The sequence below is a fragment of the Pyxidicoccus sp. M15 genome (assembly GCF_056858435.1).
On record NZ_CM166495.1, the window covers coordinates 352,941 to 376,894 of the forward strand.

20 protein-coding genes are annotated in these 23,954 nt (G+C 70.3%); 7 read left to right on the forward strand and 13 right to left on the reverse strand.

What is annotated here, in order from left to right:
• Positions 1 to 119: 119 nt before the first annotated feature.
• Positions 120 to 929, reverse strand: a complete 810-nt coding sequence (locus ACX9TP_RS01320) for a prolipoprotein diacylglyceryl transferase (RefSeq protein ID WP_482977871.1) — start codon at positions 927 to 929, stop codon at positions 120 to 122.
• Positions 930 to 1,526: 597 nt separating this feature from the next.
• Here ACX9TP_RS01320 and popC point away from each other — a divergent pair.
• Both popC and popD read left to right on the forward strand, forming a co-directional pair.
• The gene (gene popC / locus ACX9TP_RS01325) at positions 1,527 to 2,963 is read left to right on the forward strand and encodes a subtilisin-like protease PopC (protein WP_482977872.1); all 1,437 of its coding nucleotides are present in this window, start codon (positions 1,527 to 1,529) and stop codon (positions 2,961 to 2,963) included.
• A gap of 93 nt (positions 2,964 to 3,056) precedes the next feature.
• Positions 3,057 to 3,458 carry a PopC secretion inhibitor PopD gene (gene popD / locus ACX9TP_RS01330; RefSeq protein ID WP_482982347.1) on the forward strand — a complete coding sequence of 134 codons (402 nt, stop codon included), beginning with the start codon at positions 3,057 to 3,059 and terminating at the stop codon, positions 3,456 to 3,458.
• Positions 3,459 to 3,774: 316 nt separating this feature from the next.
• Here popD and ACX9TP_RS01335 read toward each other — a convergent pair whose 3' ends face one another.
• A complete protein-coding gene (locus tag ACX9TP_RS01335) occupies positions 3,775 to 4,167 on the reverse strand; it encodes a RidA family protein (RefSeq protein WP_482977873.1) in 393 nt (130 codons plus the stop codon).
• 221 nt (positions 4,168 to 4,388) lie between these two features.
• Here ACX9TP_RS01335 and ACX9TP_RS01340 point away from each other — a divergent pair, with 221 nt between their 5' ends.
• Positions 4,389 to 5,621: a GNAT family N-acetyltransferase gene (locus ACX9TP_RS01340; RefSeq protein WP_482977874.1), complete on the forward strand. Its 1,233-nt coding sequence runs from the start codon at positions 4,389 to 4,391 to the stop codon at positions 5,619 to 5,621.
• Between the two features lie 138 nt (positions 5,622 to 5,759).
• The gene (locus tag ACX9TP_RS01345) at positions 5,760 to 6,422 is read left to right on the forward strand and encodes a TVP38/TMEM64 family protein (RefSeq protein WP_482977875.1); all 663 of its coding nucleotides are present in this window, start codon (positions 5,760 to 5,762) and stop codon (positions 6,420 to 6,422) included.
• Between the two features lie 26 nt (positions 6,423 to 6,448).
• On the opposite strand, the gene ACX9TP_RS01350 is transcribed toward ACX9TP_RS01345, so the two are convergent.
• Complete coding sequence (locus ACX9TP_RS01350) at positions 6,449 to 7,879, reverse strand: tail fiber domain-containing protein (RefSeq protein ID WP_482977876.1); 1,431 nt, start codon at positions 7,877 to 7,879, stop codon at positions 6,449 to 6,451.
• A gap of 398 nt (positions 7,880 to 8,277) precedes the next feature.
• Here ACX9TP_RS01350 and ACX9TP_RS01355 point away from each other — a divergent pair, with 398 nt between their 5' ends.
• Positions 8,278 to 11,190: a transglycosylase SLT domain-containing protein gene (locus ACX9TP_RS01355; protein ID WP_482977877.1), complete on the forward strand. Its 2,913-nt coding sequence runs from the start codon at positions 8,278 to 8,280 to the stop codon at positions 11,188 to 11,190.
• A 57-nt stretch (positions 11,191 to 11,247) separates the two neighbouring features.
• Here the strand turns inward: ACX9TP_RS01355 and ACX9TP_RS01360 are convergent, their stop codons facing one another.
• The 8 genes from ACX9TP_RS01360 to ACX9TP_RS01395 form a co-directional block, all read right to left on the reverse strand.
• Entirely contained in the window at positions 11,248 to 11,994 is a 747-nt protein-coding gene (locus tag ACX9TP_RS01360; protein ID WP_482977878.1) for an SDR family oxidoreductase, read from the reverse strand.
• A 196-nt stretch (positions 11,995 to 12,190) separates the two neighbouring features.
• Complete coding sequence (locus ACX9TP_RS01365; protein WP_482977879.1) at positions 12,191 to 13,408, reverse strand: aminotransferase-like domain-containing protein; 1,218 nt, start codon at positions 13,406 to 13,408, stop codon at positions 12,191 to 12,193.
• 3 nt (positions 13,409 to 13,411) lie between these two features.
• Complete coding sequence (locus tag ACX9TP_RS01370; protein WP_482977880.1) at positions 13,412 to 13,888, reverse strand: Lrp/AsnC family transcriptional regulator; 477 nt, start codon at positions 13,886 to 13,888, stop codon at positions 13,412 to 13,414.
• A 283-nt stretch (positions 13,889 to 14,171) separates the two neighbouring features.
• Positions 14,172 to 15,119 carry a TraB/GumN family protein gene (locus ACX9TP_RS01375; RefSeq protein ID WP_482977881.1) on the reverse strand — a complete coding sequence of 316 codons (948 nt, stop codon included), beginning with the start codon at positions 15,117 to 15,119 and terminating at the stop codon, positions 14,172 to 14,174.
• A 49-nt stretch (positions 15,120 to 15,168) separates the two neighbouring features.
• Positions 15,169 to 15,771 (reverse strand): hypothetical protein, encoded by a 603-nt coding sequence (locus ACX9TP_RS01380; protein ID WP_482977882.1) that lies wholly within the window; start codon positions 15,769 to 15,771, stop codon positions 15,169 to 15,171.
• 22 nt (positions 15,772 to 15,793) lie between these two features.
• On the reverse strand, positions 15,794 to 17,266 hold the full coding sequence (gene sitA5, locus ACX9TP_RS01385) for a SitA5 family polymorphic toxin (RefSeq protein ID WP_482977883.1): 1,473 nt from the start codon (positions 17,264 to 17,266) through the stop codon (positions 15,794 to 15,796).
• A gap of 145 nt (positions 17,267 to 17,411) precedes the next feature.
• Positions 17,412 to 18,332, reverse strand: coding sequence for a DUF2381 family protein (locus ACX9TP_RS01390; RefSeq protein ID WP_482977884.1), 921 nt, complete (start codon positions 18,330 to 18,332; stop codon positions 17,412 to 17,414).
• Between the two features lie 101 nt (positions 18,333 to 18,433).
• Complete coding sequence (locus ACX9TP_RS01395; RefSeq protein ID WP_482977885.1) at positions 18,434 to 20,329, reverse strand: serine/threonine protein kinase; 1,896 nt, start codon at positions 20,327 to 20,329, stop codon at positions 18,434 to 18,436.
• Positions 20,330 to 20,504: 175 nt separating this feature from the next.
• Between ACX9TP_RS01395 and ACX9TP_RS01400 the strand changes: the two genes are divergently transcribed.
• On the forward strand, positions 20,505 to 20,861 hold the full coding sequence (locus ACX9TP_RS01400) for a helix-turn-helix domain-containing protein (RefSeq protein WP_482977886.1): 357 nt from the start codon (positions 20,505 to 20,507) through the stop codon (positions 20,859 to 20,861).
• 9 nt (positions 20,862 to 20,870) lie between these two features.
• Here ACX9TP_RS01400 and ACX9TP_RS01405 read toward each other — a convergent pair whose 3' ends face one another.
• Both ACX9TP_RS01405 and ACX9TP_RS01410 read right to left on the reverse strand, forming a co-directional pair.
• Positions 20,871 to 22,130, reverse strand: coding sequence for a serine/threonine-protein kinase (locus ACX9TP_RS01405; RefSeq protein WP_482977887.1), 1,260 nt, complete (start codon positions 22,128 to 22,130; stop codon positions 20,871 to 20,873).
• A 36-nt stretch (positions 22,131 to 22,166) separates the two neighbouring features.
• On the reverse strand, positions 22,167 to 22,787 hold the full coding sequence (locus tag ACX9TP_RS01410) for a hypothetical protein (RefSeq protein WP_482977888.1): 621 nt from the start codon (positions 22,785 to 22,787) through the stop codon (positions 22,167 to 22,169).
• A 427-nt stretch (positions 22,788 to 23,214) separates the two neighbouring features.
• Here ACX9TP_RS01410 and ACX9TP_RS01415 point away from each other — a divergent pair, with 427 nt between their 5' ends.
• On the forward strand, positions 23,215 to 23,856 hold the full coding sequence (locus ACX9TP_RS01415) for a hypothetical protein (protein ID WP_482977889.1): 642 nt from the start codon (positions 23,215 to 23,217) through the stop codon (positions 23,854 to 23,856).
• Positions 23,857 to 23,954 lie beyond the last annotated feature (98 nt).

The window sequence follows — 23,954 nt, forward strand, 5'->3', positions numbered from 1 at the left end:
CGCTGGAAACGACTCGGCCCGGAAGCCCCCGGCGCTTCGCCAGGACCCCCGGGCCGATGCCCAGGACTACCCGCCTTCACGACGTCCGGGAGTGCGCAGGGCCTCCCGGCCGTCGCGCCCTACCGTGCCGCGCCGACCGTCTTCCCCGGCCCCGAGGACGGAGGAGGCACCGGTGACGCCCCGGGAGCGCGCTTGCGCAGCAGGCCCCACAGGCCATACCCCACCAGCGCGACGCAGCCGTACTGCGCGGGCGTGAGCCCGAAGTAGCGCGCATCCACGTACGACAGGTCCGTGGCGCGCAGCGTGTCGAAGAAGAAGCGGCAGAAGGCGTACAGCAGCGCGAGCAGCGGCAGCAGCCGGCCCTTCATCTTCTCCGAGTCGCGCAGCGCGTACAGCAGGCCGCTGATGGCGAAGAGGGCGATGGCGTCGTAGAGGCCCAAATCGTGGCGCGGGCCGTCCTTGAAGGCCACCGCGAGGAAGAAGTCGGTGTGCACGCCCGGGTGGTCATGCACGGCGAAGCACCCCAGCCGCGCCACCGCCCAGCCCGGCGCCACGCCCAGCGCGAAGGCGTCCGCGTAGTCGTTGAAGCGCAGCTTCCGAATCCGGAAGAACACCACCGCCGCGAGGATGCCGCCGAGCAACCCGCCGAAGGACGACAGCCCGTCCCACACCTTCAGAATCTGGAACGGGCTCTTGGAGAGCTCCTCCGGATGGTAGAAGAGCAGGTGCACCAGGTGGCCCACGACGACGCCGCCGATGACGCCCCACATCGCGTAGTCGGCCAGCGGGTTCGGGTCCAGCTTCTGCCGCTCGGCATTGCGGACGAGCAGGCGAGCGGCCAGCAGGATGCCCAGCGCCACGAAGATGCCGAAGGGCTCGATGGTGAGGGGCCCCAGGTGAATCGAGGGGGCATGCCAGTAGGGAATCACGTCTGAAGCTCCAGGACGGGCGAACGTCCCTCCCTTTATCCGGGCGGAGGGACGGAGGCGAACATTTGTGGGGACGCGAACTTTCCCGACGAAGCCGCGCCCAGATGACTCAACGGGTCCGCTGGACGACACAGTCCCTGTGTGCCCCCTGGCACTCCTACCGTACCCGGGAAGGAATCACTCCCACTTCCAGACGTTCCAGGAAGACCCGTCAGGACCGAATCAGGGGGTCTCACGCGTCTACTACAGGAAATCCTTGGTTTTTTGTCAGGCCCATCCGTTCCAATCGCACCGTGGGCCGGGGCTTCCAAGGAGGAGTGACGGCATGACGCAGCGGGAACACAGCCACCACACACCGGGCGCGCCGCCACGCGCGAGGCCGGAGTGTGCCCCCGCGGGGATGTCAGCCTCACCCACCACGGTGGACGCGCCGCCACGGACGCGGGCCACTTCTGTCGGGGGCACGTCGCCACGAGCGCGCCCCCATTGCCCCCCTCGCACGCGAGAGGCTCCGCACGCGACGGGCGCTCAACTGATGCCGGCAGCCCTCTTCTCACGCGGCTGGCGTTGCAAGGTCGTCCAAGGAGTACACCAACCATGAAGTCCTACCTGTTGGTTCCAAAGGAGTCCATCGAGTCGCAGGCGCGCGTGGGACCGCGCGGCACGGAGCAGGGCGAGCGCGTGTTGCCTCGCACCACGGCGCTGCGCTTCGCCGTGGCGAACAAGGCCCCCGACGCGCTCTCCGCGCTGGGCCTCCGCTCGGCCACGCTGCCCGGCGTGCGTCCGCAGGTGAGTGGCCAGGAGCCGCGCAAGCGCGGCGCGAAGGGCAAGAAGGGCTCGCGAGTGCAGCAGGCCGGCACGCGCGGCGCCGACTCCAGCACCGTGCCCCTGCCGGGCGCGCCCGTGTCGGAGCAGACCGGCGCGGAGGCGGGCAGCTACCGCTTCATGCCGCTCGTCGGCGCCACCATGGCCCACTTCTACGAGGAGGCCACCGAGAAGGCCGCGCGCGCGGACCTGGAGAAGGATTTCGAGTTCATCCCCGACGTGGTGCCCCTGTCCTTCCCCGGCCCGGTGTCCGCGGGGCAGATGGGCCCGCGCCACATCGGCATGTCCTCGCTCGCCCAGCGCGAGTGGCCGGAGGAGAGCGGCGTGCCCATCGCCCACGCGCAGGGCATCCGCGGCGCGGGGGTGATGCTCGGCATCCTCGACACCGGCGTGGACGCGGACCACCCCGAGCACGCCGCTCGCGTCATCCAGTTCCGTTACGTGTCGCTGTTCCCCAACTCGCCGCACAACCCCGCCCGTGACATCCGCGGCTTCGACCCGGACGGCCACGGCACGCACGTGTGCGGCATCGCCGCGGGCGTGCACCACGGCGTCGCCCCGGAGGTGGACCTCTACGTCGCATCCGTCATCGAATCGGAGACCATCCGCACCAGCCTCGGCCGCGTCGCCGCCGGCATCGAGTGGCTGCTGCACCAGTTCAGCCGCCCTGAAAACGCCATGCGCCCGGCCGTCGTGAATCTGTCGCTGGGCTTTCCGCTCAACCCGCCGCCCGGAATCACCGAGGCCGACTACAACCTCAACCTGCGCGCGCTGCAGACGATGATTCGTCGTCTGCTCGACAGCAACGTCCTGCCTGTTGTCGCGGCAGGCAACAGTGGACCCGACACGGTTGGTTATCCAGCCGCCTTTCCGGAATCCCTGGCGGTTGGCGCAGTCGACTTCGAGCGCAACGTGGCCACTTTCTCCGCCAGCGGGACGGTGGGTAGGCGCATCGTCCCCGACGTCATGGGTTACGGGGTAAGCGTGTATTCGTCCACGGAGCGACGCTGCAACAACCAGGCGTTCTACGAGCGAATGAGTGGCACCAGCATGGCGGCGCCTTATGTAGCGGGTATTGCAGCACTGTACCGCTGCCGTGCCCCTGACTTGACGGCGGTTGAGGTGAGGGATTTGATCCTGGCCAATGCGGTCAAGCTTCCCCGCTCGGCGACACACCGGACGGGCAAGGGCCTGGCCGTGTTCAGGTGACGGTGGTGGGTTGATACCGGGGTCGGCGCCAGCTGAGCGCCGGACCCGGGGGAGGATGAGGCCATGAGCGGAAAGAATGGCGGGCCGGGGGACATGTACGCCGAAGGTGCGCCCCGGCTTTCCTCGAACGTGCGTCCGCTGCCGGGCGCGGCGAGCAGCCTACAGGCGGGTCCGGATGCACAGCCCGAGTGGGTCGACATCACGGTAATGCCCAGGGAGGCAGCCGCACCGTCGCGCGCGCGTGCGCCGGCGGCCCGGCCCCCTCCTCGCTCGCGCGCGGAGGTACACCAGTCCGGCCTGGCCGAAAGCGCACGCTTCCACCAGAGCTTCATGCGATGGCTCGAGGAGAAGCACCTCCTGGGCTCCGTGCGCTCGGTGAGCGAGCCGGGCTCCATGCCCATGCTCCACCTGCGCTGCGCGCCGCGCGTGCTGGACCAGCTGCGCCGTGCGCCGGAGTTCGAAGCGGGCGCGATGCTGCCCCTCGACCTCATCTAGCGGTGGGTGCCCCTCGCCGTGCACCCCTGGTCTGGGACTCCCTCCGAGCGTGAGGAGGGCTGCCCTGGTGGCTTCGCGGCCACCTTCCGGCGGCGCTGGCGCGCCGCCTCGGAAGCAGGGGCCCCGGTTCCGTCGTTCCCGCCACGGTGAACCGACGTCAGGGCCGCTTCTTCCTGATTAACTTAGAAACTCGGGATTGTCCTGCCAACTGGCCAGACGGCCCGAGGTCCGGGGGCAACGTCGGGCGGTCGACGCGGCGCACCGAGCGGCCGGGAGCAGGCGCACCCGGCGGCGAAAGCCGGGCGCGCGGGGCGCTTCAGGGCACGTAGGCGACGCAGTCGATTTCCACGCGCAGGCCGTCGTCGGGGAGCGCGGACACCTGCACGGTGGTGCGCGCGGGGCGGTGTCCGGCGAAGACGCGCTCGTAGACGGCGTTCATGCGGGGGAACTCCTTCATGTCCGTGAGGAAGACGCCGCAGCGCAGGACGTGCTGGAGGCTGGAGCCGCCGGCCACGAGGATGCGCTCCAGGTTGCGCAGCACCTGCTCCGTCTGCGCCTCGATTCCCTCGGCCTGGATGCCGGTGGCCGGGTCCCTGGCGGCCTGTCCGGAGATGAAGAGCAGCTGGCCCAATTGCATCCCGGGCGAGTACGGGCCCGCGGGCTTGGGCAGGTTGGGGGAGACGATGGGCTGGTGCTTCGCTGACGTCACGGGCGGCTCCTGGCGAAGGGAGCCCCAGGCATAGCGAAGGCGCGGGCAGGGCGCACCTCGCGTGCCACCTGCACCGCGCACTGTGCGCTCCGCTGCACACGTGCGGAGTCTCCCGGCTGCACAGTCCCAGCAAAACCGCGCACCTGGCGCACGGGTGAGAGGAGGCACGGAGGTTGCGTTGGAGGGCTCTTTGTCAGCGGTCACCCTCACGGAGCCCATCCATGCAAGTGGCGCGGAAGTCCTCCCCGGTAGCACGGTCTGCGCGGCACCCCGGCGCGAGCGGTCTGCACTTCGAGCTGTTCTCCACCGCCGAGGCCCTCCCCGACGCGGACTGGTGCGCGGTGGTGGACGCCGGACACGTCTTCCTCCAGCCCACGTACCTGCGCGCGCTGGAGCGCAGCCGCCCCGAGCGGATGACGTTCTTCTACGCGCTCTTCCGCGAGCACGGCCGGCCCGTGGCCGTCGCCAGCTTCCAGTGCGTGGACTTCGGCATGGACGGCTTCGGGCCCAACCTGCTGCCGGAGGGCATGCCGCCCGAGGAGACGCTGGGCGCGTCCTTCTTCGTGCGCGCCCAGCTCAAGCGCGTGCTGGAGCGCATGCGGGTGCGCGTCCTCGTGTGCGGCAACCTCTTCGTCTGCGGGCCGCACGGCTTCGCGCACCGGCCGGAGGTGGACGCGGAGCGCGCCTGGGCCGCGCTGGCCGAGGCGGTGGATGCCCTCCAGGCGCAGGAGCGCAACCTGACCTTCGTGCTGGTGAAGGATTTGGCGCCCGAGGCGCTCGGGGCCACGCAGGCCCTGGAGCGGGCGGGGCTGGACCGCGTGCAGGTGGACCCCACCATGGTGCTCACCGTGCGCCCCACGTGGCGCAGCTTCGATGACTACCTCGCGGACCTCACCACGAAGTACCGCGCCAATGCCCGACGCTCGCGGCGGCAGCTCGCGGGCGTGGAGCGCCGGAGCCTGACGGCGGGAGAAATCGCCGGCCTGGCGCCGCAGGTGGAGGCGCTGTACGGCGCCGTGCACCAGCGCTCGCGGTTGCGGCCCTCGCGCGTGAGTGCTTCGTACTTCGTGCACCTGAAGGAGGCGCTGGGTGAGGCCTTCGACTTCCTCGGCTACTTCGAGGGCGGGGAGCTGCGCGCCTTCAACTCGCGCCTGCGCGCCGGAGAGGAGTCGGAGAGTTACTACCTGGGCATCGACTACGCGCACAACGAGCGGCTCGCGCTCTACTTCAACGCGCTGCTGGACGACGTGGAGTACGGCATCGTCACCGGCGCGAAGCGCATCCAGTTCGGCCGCACCTCGCTGGAGTGCAAGAGCGCGCTGGGCGCGGAGCCGCTGAGCCTCAACCTCTTCACCCGTCACCGCGAGCCGCTGCTGTACCCGCTGGCCCGCAGCCTCCTCCCGCTGGTGCAGCCGAAGTGGGCGGCCCGCCACCCCTTCAAGGGGCACCGATGAAGCGTCACCTGCCACTGCTGTGGATGCAGCCGAAGTGGGCGGCTCGCCAACCCTTCAAGGAGCACGCATGAAGCGTCACCTGCCGGTGTCGCGGATGCAGCCGCGGGGGTCTGCCCGTCACGCCTTCAAGGAGCACGCATGAAGCGTCACCTGCCGGTGCTGTTGATGTTGCTAGGCCTCGTGGCAACGCTGCTCATGCTGCGTCCGCTCGCCTCGGGAGCGCTGCCAGCGCTCGACCTGGTGCGCGGCTCGGGCCTGACGGGCACGGTCCTCTTCTGCGCGGTGTACAGCGTGTCCACGCTGCTCCTGCTGCCCACCACACCCTTCGCGCTCCTGGCGGGCGCGCTCTACGGGCCCTGGGGTGGCGGCGCGCTGTTGATGCTCCTCAGCCTCGGCGTGGACCTCGTGGCCTTCTCGCTCGCCCGCTTCGCGCGAGGCCCCTTCGAGCGCCTGCGCCAGCGCTTCCCGGGACTCACGCGGCTGGACGCGGCGATGAAGGACGGCGGCTTCGGCGTGGTGTGCCTGCTGCGCCTGTCGCCCCTGGCGCCCTACGGCGTGCTCAACTACGCGCTGGGGCTGACGCGGGTGAGCGCGGCCTCGTTCCTCGCGGGCACCCTGGTGGGAAGCCTGCCGGCCACCGTGCTCTTCCTCGTGCTGGGGCACGGCGCGGCGGGCATGGTGCAGGGCTCGGGCGGCGCGGCGGGGCTCTGGGTGACGGTGGCCCTCACCGCGCTGAGTGCCGTGGGCCTCACCGCGTGGGCAAGGCGCCGGCTCGCGGAGTCACCGCAGGTGACGGCCTGACAGGTGCCACAGGTGACGGCCTGACATCACCGCGCGGCGGGACGCTGCGCGTGGACGGCCGCCTCCAGCCGGGACAGGCCCTGCTTCAGCTCGGCCAGCTCGGCCCTCAGGGCATCCACCTCGGCCGTCTTCGCGCGCAGCTCCTGGGTGCGCCGCTCCAGCGCCTGGATGGCGGCCATGTTCACCCCGTCGATGTCGAGCAGGCCGATGCTCTTGTCGTCCGTGCCCAGGCCGAAGGCCGCGCGGAAGTCCTGCGCGACGGGGCCCACGTGGCGGACGCCCTGGCCTTCGTCCTTGTAGCGCCAGCTCTCGACGGGCATCCGCGCCACCTTCGAGAGGACCTCCTCCCCGTCGATGCGGCGGAAGTCCTCCTTGGTGTCGCGGTCGGAGGTGCACGAGAACACGCCCGAGCCGGCGGGCAAATCACACCCCGTGGTGAGCGTGGCGTTGGTCCTCAGTCGCACGCCGCCCGCGGCGCGCACCATGAACTGGTTGTTGGCGGTGTTGGCGGCCACGGTGGTGGTCGACTGGTCCCCCCAGATGAACGCGCCGTCGAAGCCGCCTGTCGTCACCCGGTGCCCCAGGGCCACGCCATAGTCGGAGTTCGCCGCCACGCGGTACCCGAGGGCCACGGCGCCCTGGCCGCTGGCGACGTTGGTGTATCCCATGGCCACGGACCCGAAGCCGCTCGCGGTGTTGGAGGCGCCACTGGTGATGCTCGCCGTCCCGCTGGCGAGGTTGCTGGAGCCGAAGCACACCGAGTCCGTGCCGCTCGCGGTGCACTGGTCACCGAAGGCGAAGGCGGCGAAGGCACTGGCCATGGTCAGGTTTCCGCCCGCCCACGAGTAGAAGCCCACGTTCGCGTCGTCCCACTGGGTGTCGGTACTGCCGGCGCGAAACGCGCCCTTGAACGGGTACCACATGAGCCGGAGCCCCTTGCCCGTCGTGGGAATGGTGCCGTAGCCCAGCTCCCCGCGCGCCAGCACGCCACCGGCCGAGTCCACGGTGAAGAGCCGGAAGTTGTTCCACTGGGGGCTGGCCGACGAGGTGTTGTCGATGCGGAACAGGTGCTGCGACGAGGAGACCTCCGCGGTCGCGTCGATGCGCAGGTCCGTCTTCGTCGTCAGCCGGCCATTCGTGGTGCCCGTCCCCGCGACGGAGAACGAGGCGTCCTGCACGGTGCTCCCGTTCTGGATGTAGCTCCCGCTGCCCGGCAGCGGCGCTCGGGCGTCATTGAGCCGCGAGTCATTGCCCTGCACGACGGTGGTCTCCCCGCTCCCGTACTCGACGCGGAGGACGTTCCCGTCGAGCTGGAGTCCGCTCCCCACCTCCCACGGCTGGCCGGACTCGCCCTTCGGCCCCTGCGGGCCCTCGGGCCCCGTGGGGCCCTCGGAGCCACAACCTCCCGTGCTCACGGCGATGCATCCCAGTGTGGCCAACAGCGTTCCGACCTTCATGGTGGGGTCTCCTCGGTTGCAGGGCGGCGCGGGGGGAACGGACAGGGCCCGGAATCTTCCCCGGAATGTGCCGGGCGCCGGGACGCTACCCGCGTACACCTGCAGGATTGTTACGGAATTGCTCGGGAAGGCAGGGGACGCGCGGCCCCCGGTCCTGGCATGCGCCCTCGGGGGCGGAGCCGGCCGGAGCAGGGCAGGTGGTCGCCTCCACCACCCAGGCGCAGGAGCGCCTACGCTGGGGGCTCGGGGGCCGTCGGGTTTCGTGCAAACCGCCGGGGGTGCCACATCCGCCGGTATCGCCTGGACGACGTGCGTGCGGGCGGCGTGAGTTGACCCAGTCCCGTTCACACGGAGCGTGCAAATCCATCTTGGCCCCAGGACTTCAGAAGAGGGCTGCAATGGACGGGCTGCGAACGGGAGCGGTGGTGTTCCTGGCATGCGCGAGCGTGCTGGGAGCGGGCCCCACGTGGGCACAGGAGGCCGTGGAGGAGACCCCGGGCGACGTGCTCTCGGAGGAGCAGCTGGAAGCGCTGCTCGACTCACCCACCGCGCAGCCGGACAGCGCGGAAGGGGCTGCGCCCACCTTCGGGCCGGAGCAGCTGGAGCCGTACTTCGCGGAGGGCACGCTGGCGAAGGCGCGCGCGGAGTTCGACCGGGGCCGGTATCAGCGCGCGCGAGCGCTGCTCGCCCAGGAGAAGCCCACGCTGCCGGTGCGCTTCCTCCAGGCGCAGAGCGCCCTGCTGGCGAAGGACTTCACCGTCGCCGCGGACGAGTTCGCGGCGCTGGCCAACGACTACATCCCGCTCAGGGACCACTGCCTGTTCCGCGCGGCGCAGGCCAACGAGAAGGTGCGCCGGTGGGAGCTGGCCGTGGGCCAGTACCGCGAGGTGAGCCCGGGCTCGCCGCTCTACCCGGAGGCGCGCTTCAGCCTGTCGAAGGTGCTCCAGCGCCGGGGAGATGTCGCCGGTGCGCTGGCGGCGCTGCAGGAGCTCATCGACAGCCGCCAGTCGCGCGGGCCGGACGCGCTCCGGATGAAGGCGCTGCTGGCCATCTGCGATTTGGCGCGAGCCCAGGGCCAGTACAACGCCGAGCACCGCGCGCTGCTGGAGGTGTGGGCCACCAGCCCGCTGTCGCGCGAGGCGCAGCGCGCCGCACAGCGGCTGAAGGGGCTGCCGCTGCCCATCAAGTGGCGGGTGCGCCGGGCCGAGGCGCTGGTGGAGCTGCACCGCAACCACTCGGGCATGGAGCTGCTGAATGGCGTGCTGCCCCACGTGCAGCTGCCCGACGAGCTGTCGTGCCGCGCGCACCTCACCTACGGCCGGGCCCTGCGCAAGGAGCGGCAGCACCGCCGGGCCATCCAGGTGCTCACGCCGATGGTGGAGCAGTGCACCTCGCCGGAGCAGCGGCCGCAGGCGCTGTACGTGCTGGGGTACTCGCAGTCGGTGGTGGACCCGAAGGCGGCCATCACCACGTATGCGACGCTGGCGCGTGACTATCCGGAGCACGGGTACGCGGACGACGCGCTCTTCTTCTCGGCGTGGTTCCTCCAGCGCACGGGGGACACGGACGCGGCGATGGCGCGCTACGAGGAGACCGCGCGGCGCTACCCGTCCGGCAACTTCGCCTCGGAGGCGCTCTTCCGCGCCTTCTGGCTCCACACGCGTCGCCAGGAGCGCGAGGCCGCGCTGGCCGCGCTGACGGCGGTGGAGAAGCTCCCCGCGGCGGCGCGCACGGACGAGGCGCTCTGGCGCGCGAAGTACTGGCACGCGCGGATGCTGGAGGGTGAGGCCACCAAGGTGGAGGCGATGGACCGCTACGAGCACATCGCCATGGAGCGGCCCGCGGGGTGGTACGGGATGCTGGCCCGCTCGCGGCTGGCCCTGCTCGCTCCCGAGCGCGTGGCGCGTCTGCGTCCGTCCCACGAAGGAGTGGGGGGCTCCGGCAGCGCGGGTGGAGCCGGCGAGGTGGCCAGGAGCGCCGTTGGCGCCGCCGGCAACGTGCTCGGAGGCGCGGGAGCGCACACGGGTACCACCCCGGTGGCCGGCAATTCGCGTGGCGCCACCGGAGTGCTCGGCGGAGCGTCTGGCGTGTCCGGCAATCCGCTCGGAGGCTCCGGAGCGCTCACGCCGTCCTCGGCCGTGGCCGGCAGGCCGGGCGTGGCTGCGGGAACCATCGTCGCGGCCAGCAGCTCCGGTGGGGCCGTCGACGTGCTCACGCGGTCCGCCGCCGAGGCTGGCAAGCCCGTCCGGTCGGCGGGAGCCGTGGTTTCCGGTGGGGCCGGCGCCGAGAGTCTGTCCGCGGGAAGCCTCGTCGCGGCCCTCAAGCCCGGGGGGCTCGCCGGGAGCACCGCCGAGGCCGGCACGTCCGGTGTGCACGCCTCGGGTCTCGTCGCGGCGAACCGCGCCGGGTCCATGCCCACGGTCAGCACTCAGGGAGGCGCCATCGGGTCCACGGCCACCGCCAGCAAGCAGGTCGGCGCGGCCCGGGCCGTCACTCCCACCGAGCCCGTCGAGCTCGGTGAGCCGGCCGAGGTCTGGCCGCTCGCCCCGGGTCCGCTCCAGCACGACGCGCGCTTCGCGGCGGGCGTGGAGCTGCTGCGGCTGGGGCTCCCCGGCGCGGTGAACGAGTTCCTCGCGGTGGACGGCCGCGCGCTGCCGGAGGCCCCGGCGCGGCTGCTGTACCAGACGGTGCTGCGCACCGGGCGCCGCAAGCTCGCGCGGCAGGTGGCGCGCTCGGCGCTGGGCCAGGAAATCCACGGCCCGCTGAGCGCGTCGACCCGGCCCATCTGGGAGGCCACCTGGCCGCGGGCCTACCGCGCGCTCATCGAGCGCTATGCCCGCGCCTCGCGCGTGGACCCGGACCTGCTGCAGGGACTCATCCGCGAGGAGAGCCGCTTCAATCCCCGCGCGCGCTCCTCCACCGGAGCGCTGGGACTGGCGCAGCTGATGCCGGCCACGGCGCGGCAGGTGGCGGACTCGTTGGACCTGCCCCCGGTGGGCGAGGCGGCGCTGCTCCAGCCGGCGGACAACGTGCGCCTGGGCGCGGCGTACCTGGGCCAGCTCCTCAAGCACTTCGGAGGCAACGTCGCCTACGCGGTGGCCGCCTACAACGCGGGCCCCGGAGCGGTGGAGCGCTGGCGCCACGCGCTGCCCCAGGCGGAGCTGGACGAGTGGGTGGAGCACATCGCCTTCGAGGAGACGCGCGGCTACGTGAAGAAGGTGCTCGGCAGCTACAGCGCCTACAAGCTCCTCTACGGCAACGAGCCCGCCGTCCTGCGCAACCTCCGCGTGGACGACGTCAGCGTGAGGTAGCCGCCGTCAGCCCTTCGCGAGGCCCGCGCACCGGGCGGGCCCCACGAGGACGGCGCGCTAGAAGTTGAGGCCGCCGTCCACGTCGATGGTGCGGCCGTTGAAGTAGTCGCACTCGATGATGAACTTCACGGCCACCCAGATGTCCTCGGGCACGCCGATGCGGCCCACGGGGATGTTGGACACCAGGGCGTCACGGGCCTTCTGGTTCATGCCCTGCGTCATCGGCGTCTCAATCATGCCCGGGGCCACGGCGCCCACGCGGATGCCGAAGGGCGCGAACTCGCGAGACCAGGTGACGGTGTTGGCGGCCAGCGCGGCCTTCGCGGACACGTAGTTGGACTGGCCGCGGTTGCCGTGCCGGGCGATGGACGACATGTTGACGACGACGCCGCCCTTGGTGTCCGTCTCCGCCATCTTCGCCACCACCTCGCGCACCATCAGGGTGGCGCCGGTGAGGTTGACGCCGATGACGGCATTCCAGTCCGCGGTAGACAGCTTCTTCACCTGGCCCGTGGTCCGGTCCTTCTTCACCAGCAGCGCGTCACGGAGGATGCCCGCGTTGTTGATGAGGCCGTTGAGGCCGCCCATGGCCCCGTGCGCCCAGGCGACGAAGGAGACGACGTCGTCCTCGGAGGACACGTCCAGCTTGCGGCGGTGGATGCCGGCGGGCAGCGCGGCGAGCCGCTCCTCGTTGACGTCACCCACCGCCACCTGGGCGCCGGCCTCCTGGAGCCGCTGCGCGAAGTGCGCGCCCATGCCCTGGGCGCCGCCGGTGACGATGATTTTGAGGTCCTTGAGCTGCATGTGTCTCTCTCCGGGATGACGGCGGCGCGAAGTCCCGGGGGAGCCCGCGCCACCTGTAAAAGTGGGCGCAGGCTACGCAACCCCGGCCGCGCTGGCCAGCGGCGAGAGAGTTGAAACCTGAATCGACCTTCAACTTCACTGGCTGAAAAGCGCCGCGCCACCTGGGGAAGGCGGCGCGGCGCGGTGCTCTTTCGGCCTACATCGCCGCGGAAATCACGGCGCCCAGCCGGCGCATGCCCTCGGTGATGAGGTCCGCCGGGCGGTTGGAGTAGTTGAGGCGCATGAACTCCGGGCGCGGGTTGGTGGCGAAGAAGGGGCTGCCGGGCACGAAGGCCACCTTCTGCTCAATCGCCTTGGGCAGCAGGGCGTCGCCGCTCAGGCCCGCGGGCAATTCCACCCACAGGAACATGCCGCCCTCGGGCGTCGTCCACTTCGTGCCGGCGGGCATGTGGACCTTGAGCGCGTCCAGCATGGCGTTGGCGCGCTGGCCGTAGATGGGGCACAGCGACTCCAGGTGGGCGTTGTAGTCGAAGCGGGTGAGCAGCTTCGCCACCGCGCGCTGGGCCAGCGTGGCGGTGTGCAGGTCCGTCGCCTGCTTGGCGATGGTGAGGCTGCGCACGAAGTCACGAGGCCCCGCCACCCAGGCGATGCGCAGGCCCGGGGCGAGCGTCTTGGAGAAGGTGCCCAGGGACACCACCACGCCCTCGTCGTCGAACGAGGCCATGGACGGCAGGTGCTTGCCGGTGAAGCGCAGCTCGCCGTACGGGTCGTCCTCGAGGATGAGGAAGCGGTGCTTCTGGGCCAGGCGCACCAGCTCGCGCCGGCGCTCCAGCGAGAGGGTGGTGCCCTTGGGGTTCTGGAAGTTGGAGACCACGTACACGAGCTTGGGCTTGTGCATGGCCAGCATGCGCTCCAGGTCGTCGGTGCGCATGCCCTGGTCGTCGCTGGCCACGGTGGCGAACTTCGCCTCGTAGGAGCCGAACGTCTGCAGGGCCGCCAGGTAGCTGGGGCTCTCCACCATGACCAGGTCACCCGGGTCCAGCAGCACCTTGGCGACGAGGTCGATGCCCTGCTGCGAGCCGCTGGTGATGAGCACCTGCTCCGGGGTGGCCACGCGGCCGCGCTTCTGGAGGTGGCCGCAAATCCACTCGCGCAGGGGGCCGTAGCCCTCGGTGGTGCTGTACTGGAGCGCGGCGCGCCCCTCGGTGGCGAACACCTCGGCGTGGGCCTCGGCGATGGCCTCCAGCGGGAAGAGCTCCGGTGCCGGCAGGCCTCCCGCGAAGGAGAGGATGTCGGGCCGCTCGGCGACCTTCAGGATTTCGCGCACCACGGACGTCTTCGTCCGGGCCATCCGCTGGGCCAGTCTCCAGACCGGCGGCGGGGGAAGGGGTGCGCTCATGGCGTCGGCGCTCATCTCTCACTCTCCTTTCAGAAGCTCGGGGGGGACACGCACATGCGTGTCCTCCTTGATGGAAGACAGGACGATGGTGGTCTGCGTACGGGTGACACCGGCGATGGTGCGCAGCGTCTCCACGAGGAGCGAGTCGAGCGTCTTCGTGTTCGCCGTCTTGACCTTGAGGATGTACGAGTCCTGGCCGGCCACGCGGTGGCACTCCAGGATGTCGGGCAGCGAGAGCACCTTCTTCGCGAACCCCTCGAAGTACTTGGGGTGCTCGATGCTCACGCCGATGAAGGCGGTGATGTCCTTGCCGAGCTTCGCCGCGTCCACCCGCGCCGTGTAGCCGGTGATGACGCCGCGCTCCTCCAGCTTCCGGATGCGCTCGGCCACCGCCGGCTGAGACAGCCCCACCGAGCGGGACAGCTCCAGCTGCGTGGCGCGACCGTCGCGCTGCAGCAGGTCGACGATGCGGATGTCGAGCTCGTCCAGGGGCATGGTTTCGGTGGACCTTATTTTTATAGGCGGTTCGAGGTTTCGGCAGTTAATTTAAATTTGATGGTCCAAGGATGCAACTGGAGGTTTCCGCCTCTGTTGTGGACTCCCCAGGACGCATTGCACGGACGGTGCCGTCGCGGGCGCGTCACGTGGGACGGTCCGTGCGGGTTCTTCCGAGAGAAGTGGGAAGGAAAAGCGTCACCGCGGGCATGAGGGCTGCCCTGCGGGGCGAAGTCGTCGCCGCGCGGTGTGCGCGGGTGGACAGGTGGCGAGGAGGGGGGCGCTACTCGGCGGTGGTGCGGCCCAGCTGGCGGACGGTGTGGCCCTGCTGCTGGAGGAGGGCGACGAGGCCTCTGGGGCCCACGACGTGGCCGGCGCCCACGACGACGAAGTGGGTGCGGGGCTGGGCGAGGAGGGCGTCCACGCCGGTGGCCATCTGCACGTTGCGCTCGAAGAAGATGCGCTCGTAGACGGGGCGGTAGGTGGGCTCGTTGGCGCCGTCGAGCAGCAGCGAGGCCATGCCGTCCGCGTCCCCGGCCTTCCACGCGGCGACGAGCTGGTCGAGGACGGTGCCGGCCGCGGTGGTGCGGCGGAGCTGGTCTCTGAGCATGAGGTCCTGGAGGTCGTCCGGAGTGCCGGCGAGCATGCGCAGCTGGCCCTCGGCGGTCTCCAGCTCGAGGACGCGCTTGCCGGCGTCCTGGGCGCGGGTGAGGAAGGCGCGGTCGATGCCCTCGCCCTGCTTGTAGCCGGCCTGCTGCAGCTCGGTGACGCTGAGGACCATGCCGACGAGCCAGGGGCGCAGGGGCTCCAGGTTGGAGACGGGCAGGCCCATGCGCTGGGCGGCGCGGCCGAGCAGCGTCATGGTGATGGGGTCCAGCCGCTGGGACAGGCGCTGGCCGTCGGGAAGCCGGCCCAGCTCCTGCACGAGCTTCTGCATGGCGGCGGGGTCCACCTTGTTGACGTCGACCTCGACGACGAGGGCGTCGGACTTCGCGAAGGCGGCCTCCATGGACGGGGGGACGGGGAGCTCGCCTGTCCTGCCCATGTGGATGGAGCCGACGAGGTAGGCGGTGCCGCCGCGCCCGTGGCCGTCCTTCACCTCCCAGAGGAAGGCGTGTCCCGTATCGACGGGGACGTACGGCTTCGGCGGGGGCGTGGAGGCACAGCCCACACCGAGCAGCGCGGTGAGGAGCAGGGAGGACAGCAGGGACAGGCGCTTCATGGGGGACATGGAAGCACCGGCGCGCGGGCGGAGTCGAGGTCCCTGGAGGACAGGGGCGTCAGAGAATCACACCGGGCAGGGTGTCGAGGACGGCGCGGATGGCCTCCGGGGTGGTGCCGGTGCGCTTCGCCACGGCGGGAGCGAAGTACGTCACGGCGAGTGTTTCCGGAGGAGCTTGCGTGAAGGACTCCACGGTGATGCGCATGGTGCCCGGCCACTGGATGGCGAGCAGCTCGCTCTTGCGGCCCACCGGGTCGAGGATGCTGAAGCAGGGCCAGGAAGGAAGCTTCATGCGACTGAGGTCACAGTCGAAGAAGCGGCATGCGTCCAGGCGTGCTTCGGTGAAGTCGCAGTCCTCGATGCTGCCAAGCTCTGGCTGCTCGGCGTAGGGCCACCGGCCAAAGTCGTTGCCCGTCATCGCGCCTGTGAACCGGCATCCCTTCAGGATGACGTCCTCCCAGCGGAAGTTCTTGAGCTCCTTCTTGACGTCGACGGTGCAGTCGATGAGCTGCGTACGAGTAATCACCAGTGCCCGCGTAGGGACCTTGATGATGAGGTGGCATCGCTTCAGGGTCAGGTGGTGACCCAGGTAATAGAGATGCTCCTTGCTGGTCAGCTCCAGGCGCTCGTCTTCGATGGTTTTATCGCTGAATTGAATCACGAGGTTCCTGCGCTCGACGGGCTTAGAAGGTGATCATCCGGAAGAGGATGCTGGCCATTCGTTTGCCATGTAAGGAGAGGTTTGAGGCTGTTCCTGAAAGAATCTCGTAGTGGCAGCCAGTCCTGGGATCAACTGCATCGACTCCGTTCCTGCTCCATCGGAGCTGCGAGAACCGTCGCACGAGTTGCTGCTCCACGAAGCGACCTCGGGCTTCACGCTCGAGCAGGCGCGCCAGCCAGTGTTCTCCCCGAGCTGTGGCCTTCGTGATGGCGTCCAGTTCTGCCTGTTTGAGCATGTGAGGGCCCCAGTCCTTGGCGATACGGGTCGCCGCCGCCTGGAGTTGGTCTCCCACCGGGTCCGCCGTGGGGATGTCCTTCAGCGGCTTGTTCGCGGGCACGTGCCAGCGCTGACCGTTGCTAATCACCTGCCGGTTGCCACCCTGGTGCCGGATGAGCGTGGTGACCGCGGCCTCTGACTCCGCGGCCGCTGCGCTCGCCCGACTCCCCGGGCTCTTCATCAAGACGGAGAAGGTGCCCTCGGACGAGGCTGCCACCGACTCCACCTCGGCCACCGCGGCAAGCCGGAGCCCTCCCTGCGCCTCGGCCTGCACGGTTGCCTTCGCGAAGCCGGGCAGCGCCGGCAGCTTCTTCGCCAGCGACGGCACCGCACCACCGAGGGCCGCCGTGGCCACCATCACCAGCACGCGCGCGGTGTTCTCACCCATCACCCGGCCGAACTTCTCCCCGGCCTCGCTCAGCTCATCGAAGGTGGTGGCCCTGTCGGAGTCCTCCACCAGGCGCACCCAGCCGCGCATCAGGCTCCACAGCGTGTCCACGCCCAGCCAGCCCAGCAGCACCACCGTCATCCCCGCGGCGATACCCTTGGAGAGCGGCTCTGGCAGTGCCCACAGCAGCAGGTAGGAGACGGCCGTCCACACCAGCAGGGACAGGACGGCGGACGGCTGCACCATGCCCTTGAGCGCCTCCGTCGTCTCCGCCAGCACCGAGCCCAGCGAAATCGCCAGGGCCAGCGCGTACCTGTCATCCCCGTGCACGGTGGGCCCGTCCACCAGCAGGCGCAGGCAGTCACCGCCGCCCTGCGTACGCTGGCACCAGCGCAGGTACTCGCGTGTCAGCTCCGCTTCCCCCTGCGAGGCGGTGCCAGTCACGTTCACCGGCGGCAGTCGGAAGACACGTTCGCCGCCGGCCCGCGCCTGCGCCTCACGCGTTTCGGCGAACAACCGCCGGGCCTCCGCCTGAGGCTGCGCCACGGGACGCGCCTCGCGAGCCAGCCTCGCCACCGCCTCGGTGAAGTCGTCCTCGTCCACCTCCACCGGCTCGCCCGACACCGTGCGCGGAGAGAAGACGCTCAGCCGATACTGTGCCGCACCGGCTCCCACCTCGCCGTCATCTTCCGAGGCTTGTGTGACGCGGGGCACACCACTGCAAGCCGTCAGCAGCATCATCAGGACCGCACCGGCCTGACGGAGTGTCATGGGAACCCTTGGACGCATTCAGGGGCCACGTTACGCGGGACGCAGCTGTCGCGAGCACCCGGAATAGGAACAGGGTGATGGCGCTCCAGCTAGAGGGCCTGCACTTCATCCTGCCTTCCAGCCCTGACCTGTCACCTTCCGTGCTTCACGGAAGCATCACCCCCTGGATGATGGCCGTCCTGCCGCCCTCGGCTTCCCACAACCGGAGGGTGAAAGGACCCTGGGCACTCACGTCCGCGACTTCCGCTTCCACGACCACGCTGAGCGTCTTGCCTGGAGGGATGGGGTCCTGGGGCCACACTTCAAGCACCTTCAATTCCACGCCCCTCCTGTCCTCCAGCACCACCTTCGCGCCCCGGGCCGTCCAGGGCAAAGCGCCCTCGGGGTTCATCAGAAGCATCGTCACGGCCACGCGCTCGGCGGCGCGGTAGCTCCACGCGGCTCCCTCCAGCAGCAGTGTGCTCGCCGGGGAGATGTGCGCGCTCCTGCTGTTGTCCCTGGCCCCGAACGGCGCCTGGGTGCGGAGGAGGCCCAGGGCGTGAAGCCCCGCGAGCCCCCGGGGGGCGGCAGATTCGGCGCGGAGCCGCGTGGTCTCCTGTTGGCATTGCCGCAGCTGGTCGTCCCGTGCCCCCAGCTCCTGGCGGAAGGACTCCACGGTACGGGTTTGCCGGTGCACGTCCACCAGCGGCGTGGCCTGGGCGGGGTGTACGACCAGCAGCAGGGCCGCGCTCGTCGGGGCGGCGGAGCCCTCGAAGCGCACCGTCAGCCGCAACCGCTCGCCCGGCGCCAACTTCTCCGAAGGCACCAGCTTGAGGCTGCTTGGCCCGGGCTCCGCTTGCGTGAAGCGGTCCTCACCATCGAGCGCCAGGGAACCTGGGAAGAGCGCTCCATCAAAGTTGATGAGGGTGGTCTGGCCCGGGCTGATGCAAACCTGGGCGGGCTCCGCCGCCGTCGCGGGAAGCTCCACGTGATGAACGCCTGTCTGACAGGCCGTAGATACCGGTTCCGCAGAGGCAGGCCCGGTCAGCAGGACCGGCAGCAGCAAGGCAAGAGGCGAGGCGAGCATTGAGTAGAATCCATGGGGATGGAGCTCGGGGGCGGTACCTGCCACGTTGCCTCTACCATGCCAGCGCGGAGCCTCGCGTCTGTCTGGGCCCGGAAGAGGCCCTATTCGAAGCGGCTCACGGCACGGATGGCGCCAACGGAGAAGACCCGTGCGGCGGTCGGGGTACTGCCGGACTCAAGCTCGAGCCCTCGATTGCCGGAAGTGTCCAGCAGCTCCATGCAGACCGGGACCGTGCGCCCCGTACCATCGAGTCGCACCTGGGTCATCCTGCCGTAGACGCGGTCTCCGAAGACGAGCCGTCCGGAGGCGATGGAGCCATTCGGGATGTCCCCAAAGTCTCGACCGACGATTTTGACGGAGGTCCACCCCTCGCGCACGGTGAGGTACCGGTTCCCTCCGCCACCGAAGCTCCAATCCAGGGAGTCCCCCACGTCGATGTCGAGCTGCTTCATGGTCTCCACCGCGCCGGGCGGACACGGCTCGGGGGACGGCCGCTCGCGCACCTGAGCACCCGGGCAGCCGAGCAACGCGCAGGCCGCCGCCGCTGCCTTGAGCGCCTTTCCCGCGCTGCCCCGTCCTCCGGCGGGCAGCGGGGTTTCCTGGGTCATCCCAGCGGGGTTCTGCGTCTTCACGGGAGCTGATTCCTTGGCAGGCATCGCCGGGAGGGCGACGGCCGCAGGGGTGGGGACCGCTCCGGGCGGGACTGCGACCTCATGACTTTCCAGCGGCGACCCCGGAGGCGCCACTTTCCAGCCGGGAGCCGGACCGCCTCCCTCGCCAATGAAAGACAGGGGACGCGCTCCGCCGAGGTACGCGGCCACCAGGACCGTGCACAGCACCGCGAGCAGGCCTACCAGCACAGCGGTCCAGTTGGAGCGGCTCGGGCCGGGCACGCGCGGCTCCGGGCCTGCTGTGTCCTCCGTGCACACCACCGCCGTCATTGGCTTGGACGGTCCGGTCGTGGGCGTCGTTGCCCCTGAGGGCGGTGGTGGTGACGAAGCCTGAGCAGGTGACACGGCGGCGGACCCCGGCTCCTCCGTGACGGGCCGGGGCCAGCGCCTCCCCCTTCGGGGTGGAAGGTCTTCCCGCACCTCGTTGAACCAGCCCACCTCCTCATTCGCGTCCGGACCGGGCCGCGTGGTGGTGTTGTGCGCGTCCCGGAAGTCGCACAGGGGCACGTGCCACTCGGGCGTGCCCCGTGTCAGCAGCTCCTCCAGCTTCGCCACCAGGACCCCGGCGTCCGGCCGGCGCTCCGGGCCTTCCTCCAGCAGGCTCACGCACAGCGCGCTCAATTCTCCGGGCACGCGGCCGTCGCGGACATGGGGCGCCAAGAGCGCCCCGGCGCTGCCCGCCTCCTCCATGTGAAAGGGCTTCCTGCCTGTCAGCAGCCAGTAGAGCACCACCCCCAGCGCGTAGAGGTCGTCCGCGGGTGTGGAGCGGTAGTTCGCGTCGGGGCGCTCCCGGTGCTCCCGGTGGAAGCGCCAGGCCTCCGGGCTCAGGTAGGCACGGGTGCCCGGAGGCAGCGAGCCACCCGTGATTCGGGACGTGTCCTCGTGGCGGCCCACGCCCAGGTCCACGAGCACCGCCTCTCCGTCCGCCTCGCGCACGACGACGTTGGCCTCCTTCACGTCGCGGTGGAGCCCCCTGCCTTCGTGGAGCGCCCGCAGCGCCCGGGCCACGCCAAGGACACGCAGCAGCACCGCATGCGCGGACGGGTTCTCCGTCTCCGCCCAGACGTCCAGCCTGCGTCCCTCCACGTACTCCATGATGACGACGAGGAAGCGGGGCTCCCTGTCCGGCCATTGCCAGTAGCCCAGCAGGCGCACGACGTTGGGGTGCTTCACCCGCGCCAGCATGAGCAGCTCACGCTCGCCCCAGTCTCCCAGCCCCGCCAGGGGCAGCAGCTTCAGCGCGTAGCGCTGTCCACCCCGCTCGGCGAGGTACACCGTCCCGAAGCCGCCCTGCCCGAGCAGCGCCTCCAGGGTGTACCCGCCCACGTCATCGCCGGGCGCGGGCTCCGGTGACCGGGCTCTGTCTCGTGGGAGCATGGAGCTGACAGGTGACGGGTCCGCACGCGCATCGGCGGACTGACCTCACGGGTTATACCGTGGAAGCAACCTGGTGGTATAACGCCCGCGCAGCGGAGGCTCCTCCAGCCCCGCCTCCCCGCCCATGAACGAGAAGCTGGCAGCAGCCCTTGGAAAAGCCGCTCGTGCCGCCCGGGAACGCCTGGGCCTCACCCAGGTCGAAGTGGCCGAGCTGATGGACCTCTCCCCCATCGTCTACAACCGCCTGGAGCGCGGCCGGATGCTCCCCAGCGTCCCGACCCTGGTGCGGCTCTGTGAGACGCTCAAGGTTTCTCCGGAGGTGCTGCTCGGCTTCAGCCATTCCGCGACGAAGGGGAAGGGCAGGGACAAGCCCACGGAGGAAGACCCGCCGTCGTTGCACCACCTGACGGGCCTCGCGCGGAAGATGGATGAGACGCAACGTCAGGCGCTCATCCACATGGCGAAGGTCGTCCTCCGCTGAGAGGAGCGGCTACCCGGGCGGCTCCTTCCTGTCCGGCATCAGCTCGTGTTCATCCAGACCGGCTGGATAGAGGCCGCTCTCGAGGGGCTCTCCCAGCTCCCGCATGGCGCTCGCGTCCGCGATGACGCGTGCCATGTCCTCGGCGGCCTCCGCGCGTCCGTAGCCGGGCAGGAGCGCGTGGAGCTGGGTGCGCAGGGCGCGGCACAGCTCCTCCGCCGTGGCGTACCGCCCGGCGGGCTCCTTCTGGAGGGCTCGGCGCAAGATGGAGCGCAGTCCCTCCGGCAGCATCGACGTCGCGCGCTCCACGTCCTCCTGAGCGCAGCGCTTCACGAGGGCGAGCACCTGGTGGAGGGGAAAGTCGGGCTCCTCGTCCGCGGTCAGGTCCGGCACGGCCGCTTCGCCGGGCTGGGTTCCCTGGAGGAGCCAGAAGCTGAAGAGGTGCCGGCTCGTCAGGGCTTCCAGCAACACCAGCCCGAGGGAGAAGAGGTCCGAGCGGGCGTCCATGGAGGCGCCGAGCAGGTACTCGGGGGAGGCGTACATGAGGTCCCCCTTCAAGAGCCGCTCCGGCGTTTCCTCCCGGCCCACCCGCTTCGAGTACGCCGCCCCGAAGTCCGTCAGCTTCACCTGCCCTGTCTTGCGCTCCACCCGGATGTTCCGGGGGCTGACGTCGCGGTGGATGAGGCCCAGCGGCCTGCCGCCCTCATCATGGTCCGTGAGGGTGTGGGCATGTTGGAGCGCGTCCGCGACCTCGGCGGCGACGTACAGGGCGAAGGCGGCCGGCAGGGGCTTGTTCCGCATCGCCGCCACCGTGATGAGCGCATCCAGCGTAGGCCCGCCCACGTACTCCATGATGACGTGGGGCGCCTTGTCGATGACGCGGAAGTGGTGGACCTGGGCGACGGCGGGATGGCGCAGGCGGAAGGCCAGCAGCACCTGCTCCTTCAGGCGTTGCCGCATCGGGAAGGACTCGGGGTTCCGGAGACGCTTGACGACGACGAGGCCCGGCAGCCCATGGCGCAGCCGCCGTTCGAAGAGCAGCATCTGCTCTCCATTACCGCGCTCTTCCAGGGGACGCACGAACCGGAACTCCACGGGGCCCGCCGAGAAGCCCGTTTGAGACAGTTCCCGACTCAACTGCTCCAGTCCCCTGACGAGAGCGCTCTTCCCGCCCGTCTCGTGGGCGCTCGTGGCCATTGCATCATCCCCACCCGCGGGCTCCCGCGAAGCCGCGGGGCCGGGGACGGGCGTTCGGTCCTTCTCGTTCGTCATGTCGGTTCTCCCAGGGCCAGGCTCGCGCGTGGCGGGCTACTTCGGCTCCACGGTGACGACCACGCCATGGTGGAAGGTGCTGTTGGGAAGCGGTGGAAGGCTCGTGTCCTCGCGAAAGCCACCCTCCTGGGACGAATAGAAGCGGCCGACGGTGTACTCGCCCGCCCTGAGCGCACCGTCTTGAACCTGAACGGGGCCAGAACACTGGACGGGCGTACCCGCGAGCACCATGACGAGGCATCCGTCGGGCCTGAGCACCGCGAGGTTCTTGAACCGGAGCAGCCGCTCGTTGAGGACGTGCCGGGACACCGGCGTGCCTGCCAGGGTGACCTCCGCGAGCAGCCAGGTCGCGGCGGCCCTGTGCCCGGTTCGCTGCATGCCGCCGTCCGTGCTGTCGAAGGACAGCAGCAGCCACAGGCGGCGAGTCTCCTCGGGTGTCACCGGGTCTTCGGTGGGCAACGTGTCGGCGCGGAGCCCCGCGTTGAGCAGCAGCATCCCGAAGTCATCGGTGTCCGCCAGGAGGGTCCGGGTGTCTCCGTAGACGCCGGACTTCATTCCGGAGCAGCTCGTTGCCAGCAGCAGGAGCGACAGCCGCACCAGCCCGGTGCCCGTGCGGCGATTGCCTCCGGACAACGTTCTCCGCCTCGTCAGGTTCATCAGGGGACTAACCTCCTGGGTTGATTAACCAGACGCATTACCACAGTCGCTGCCCTGGGGAGAAGAGAGGCACCTGCCGCCGGAGTACCACTGGCGGGGAGGGCGTCGAGGCACCGGGGGCTACGGGTTGGGCTGGGTGTCAGAGGACAACGCCGGGAAGGGGGCGAGGACGGTGTGAATGGCTTTCAGCAAGCCGTCAGCAGCATCAGCAGCACGGCACCGGCTTGTCGCAGTGTCATGGAGGACCTTCGGACCCGAAAGAAGGGCTCCACGTTACGCAGCCGCGAAGTCAATCCGGATGATGCGGCGGTAGCTCCCTCCTCCCACACCTGGCACGGAAACACCGCCCCCTCTCACCGCCGATCACCCACCGACAACCTCACCGTGACACTGGCGCGCCGGGCTCCACTGCACCCAGCATGGCGCCATGGAGGAACACTTCCTGCTGCTCCCCGAAGCCCTCCCGTCCACGGCGGTGACGGGCCTCCAGGCCCCGGCCCTGGCGGAGCTGCGGCTGGAGCTGGAGCGCGCCGGAAGGCTCTCCGTCCACGAGGTGCGCGGCCTGCGCCTCGCCGAGGAGCGCCGCAAGTCCGGAGGCTGTGTCCTCTGGGCCTTCCCCACCCTGGCGGATGCCCTCGTCTGCTGTCAGGACGGCCCCGTCGACCCGCGCTTCCTCACCCAGGGGCCACCGCCCATGCACATCGCCCGCGTGGTGGGCGAGCGGCTCCTGGCGGACACGCGCTTCATCCGCGCCGCGCCGGGCTCCATTGCCACCGAGGTGCCCCGCCTCCTCCCCGTGCGGCAGCAGGCCTGGCTCCGGCACGCCGCCTACGTGCAGGAGCAGTGGCTCCTCGCGCTCTCCGCGAAGGAGCGGGTCCAGGCTCCACGCCTCACGCCGCAACGCGCCCTGGAGGCCGTGCTCGAAGTCACCCTGCGCGCGACGAAGGAGCGCACGGAGCGTGAGCGCCTCAAGCGCCTTCCGAGGACGCTCGACGCCTGGCGTCCGGACGCGCTCCAGTCCTTCGCGCCCCTGCGCGAGCACGCCGCCGCCACCTTCCTCACGCGCTGACCGGGTGTGCGAAGACCTGGGCCCTGGTTCCTGTCCGCAGGCGCACAGTCGGGGCGGTGTGACGGAGCAGGTCTCCTACAAGAGCCCCGTTCAGGGGA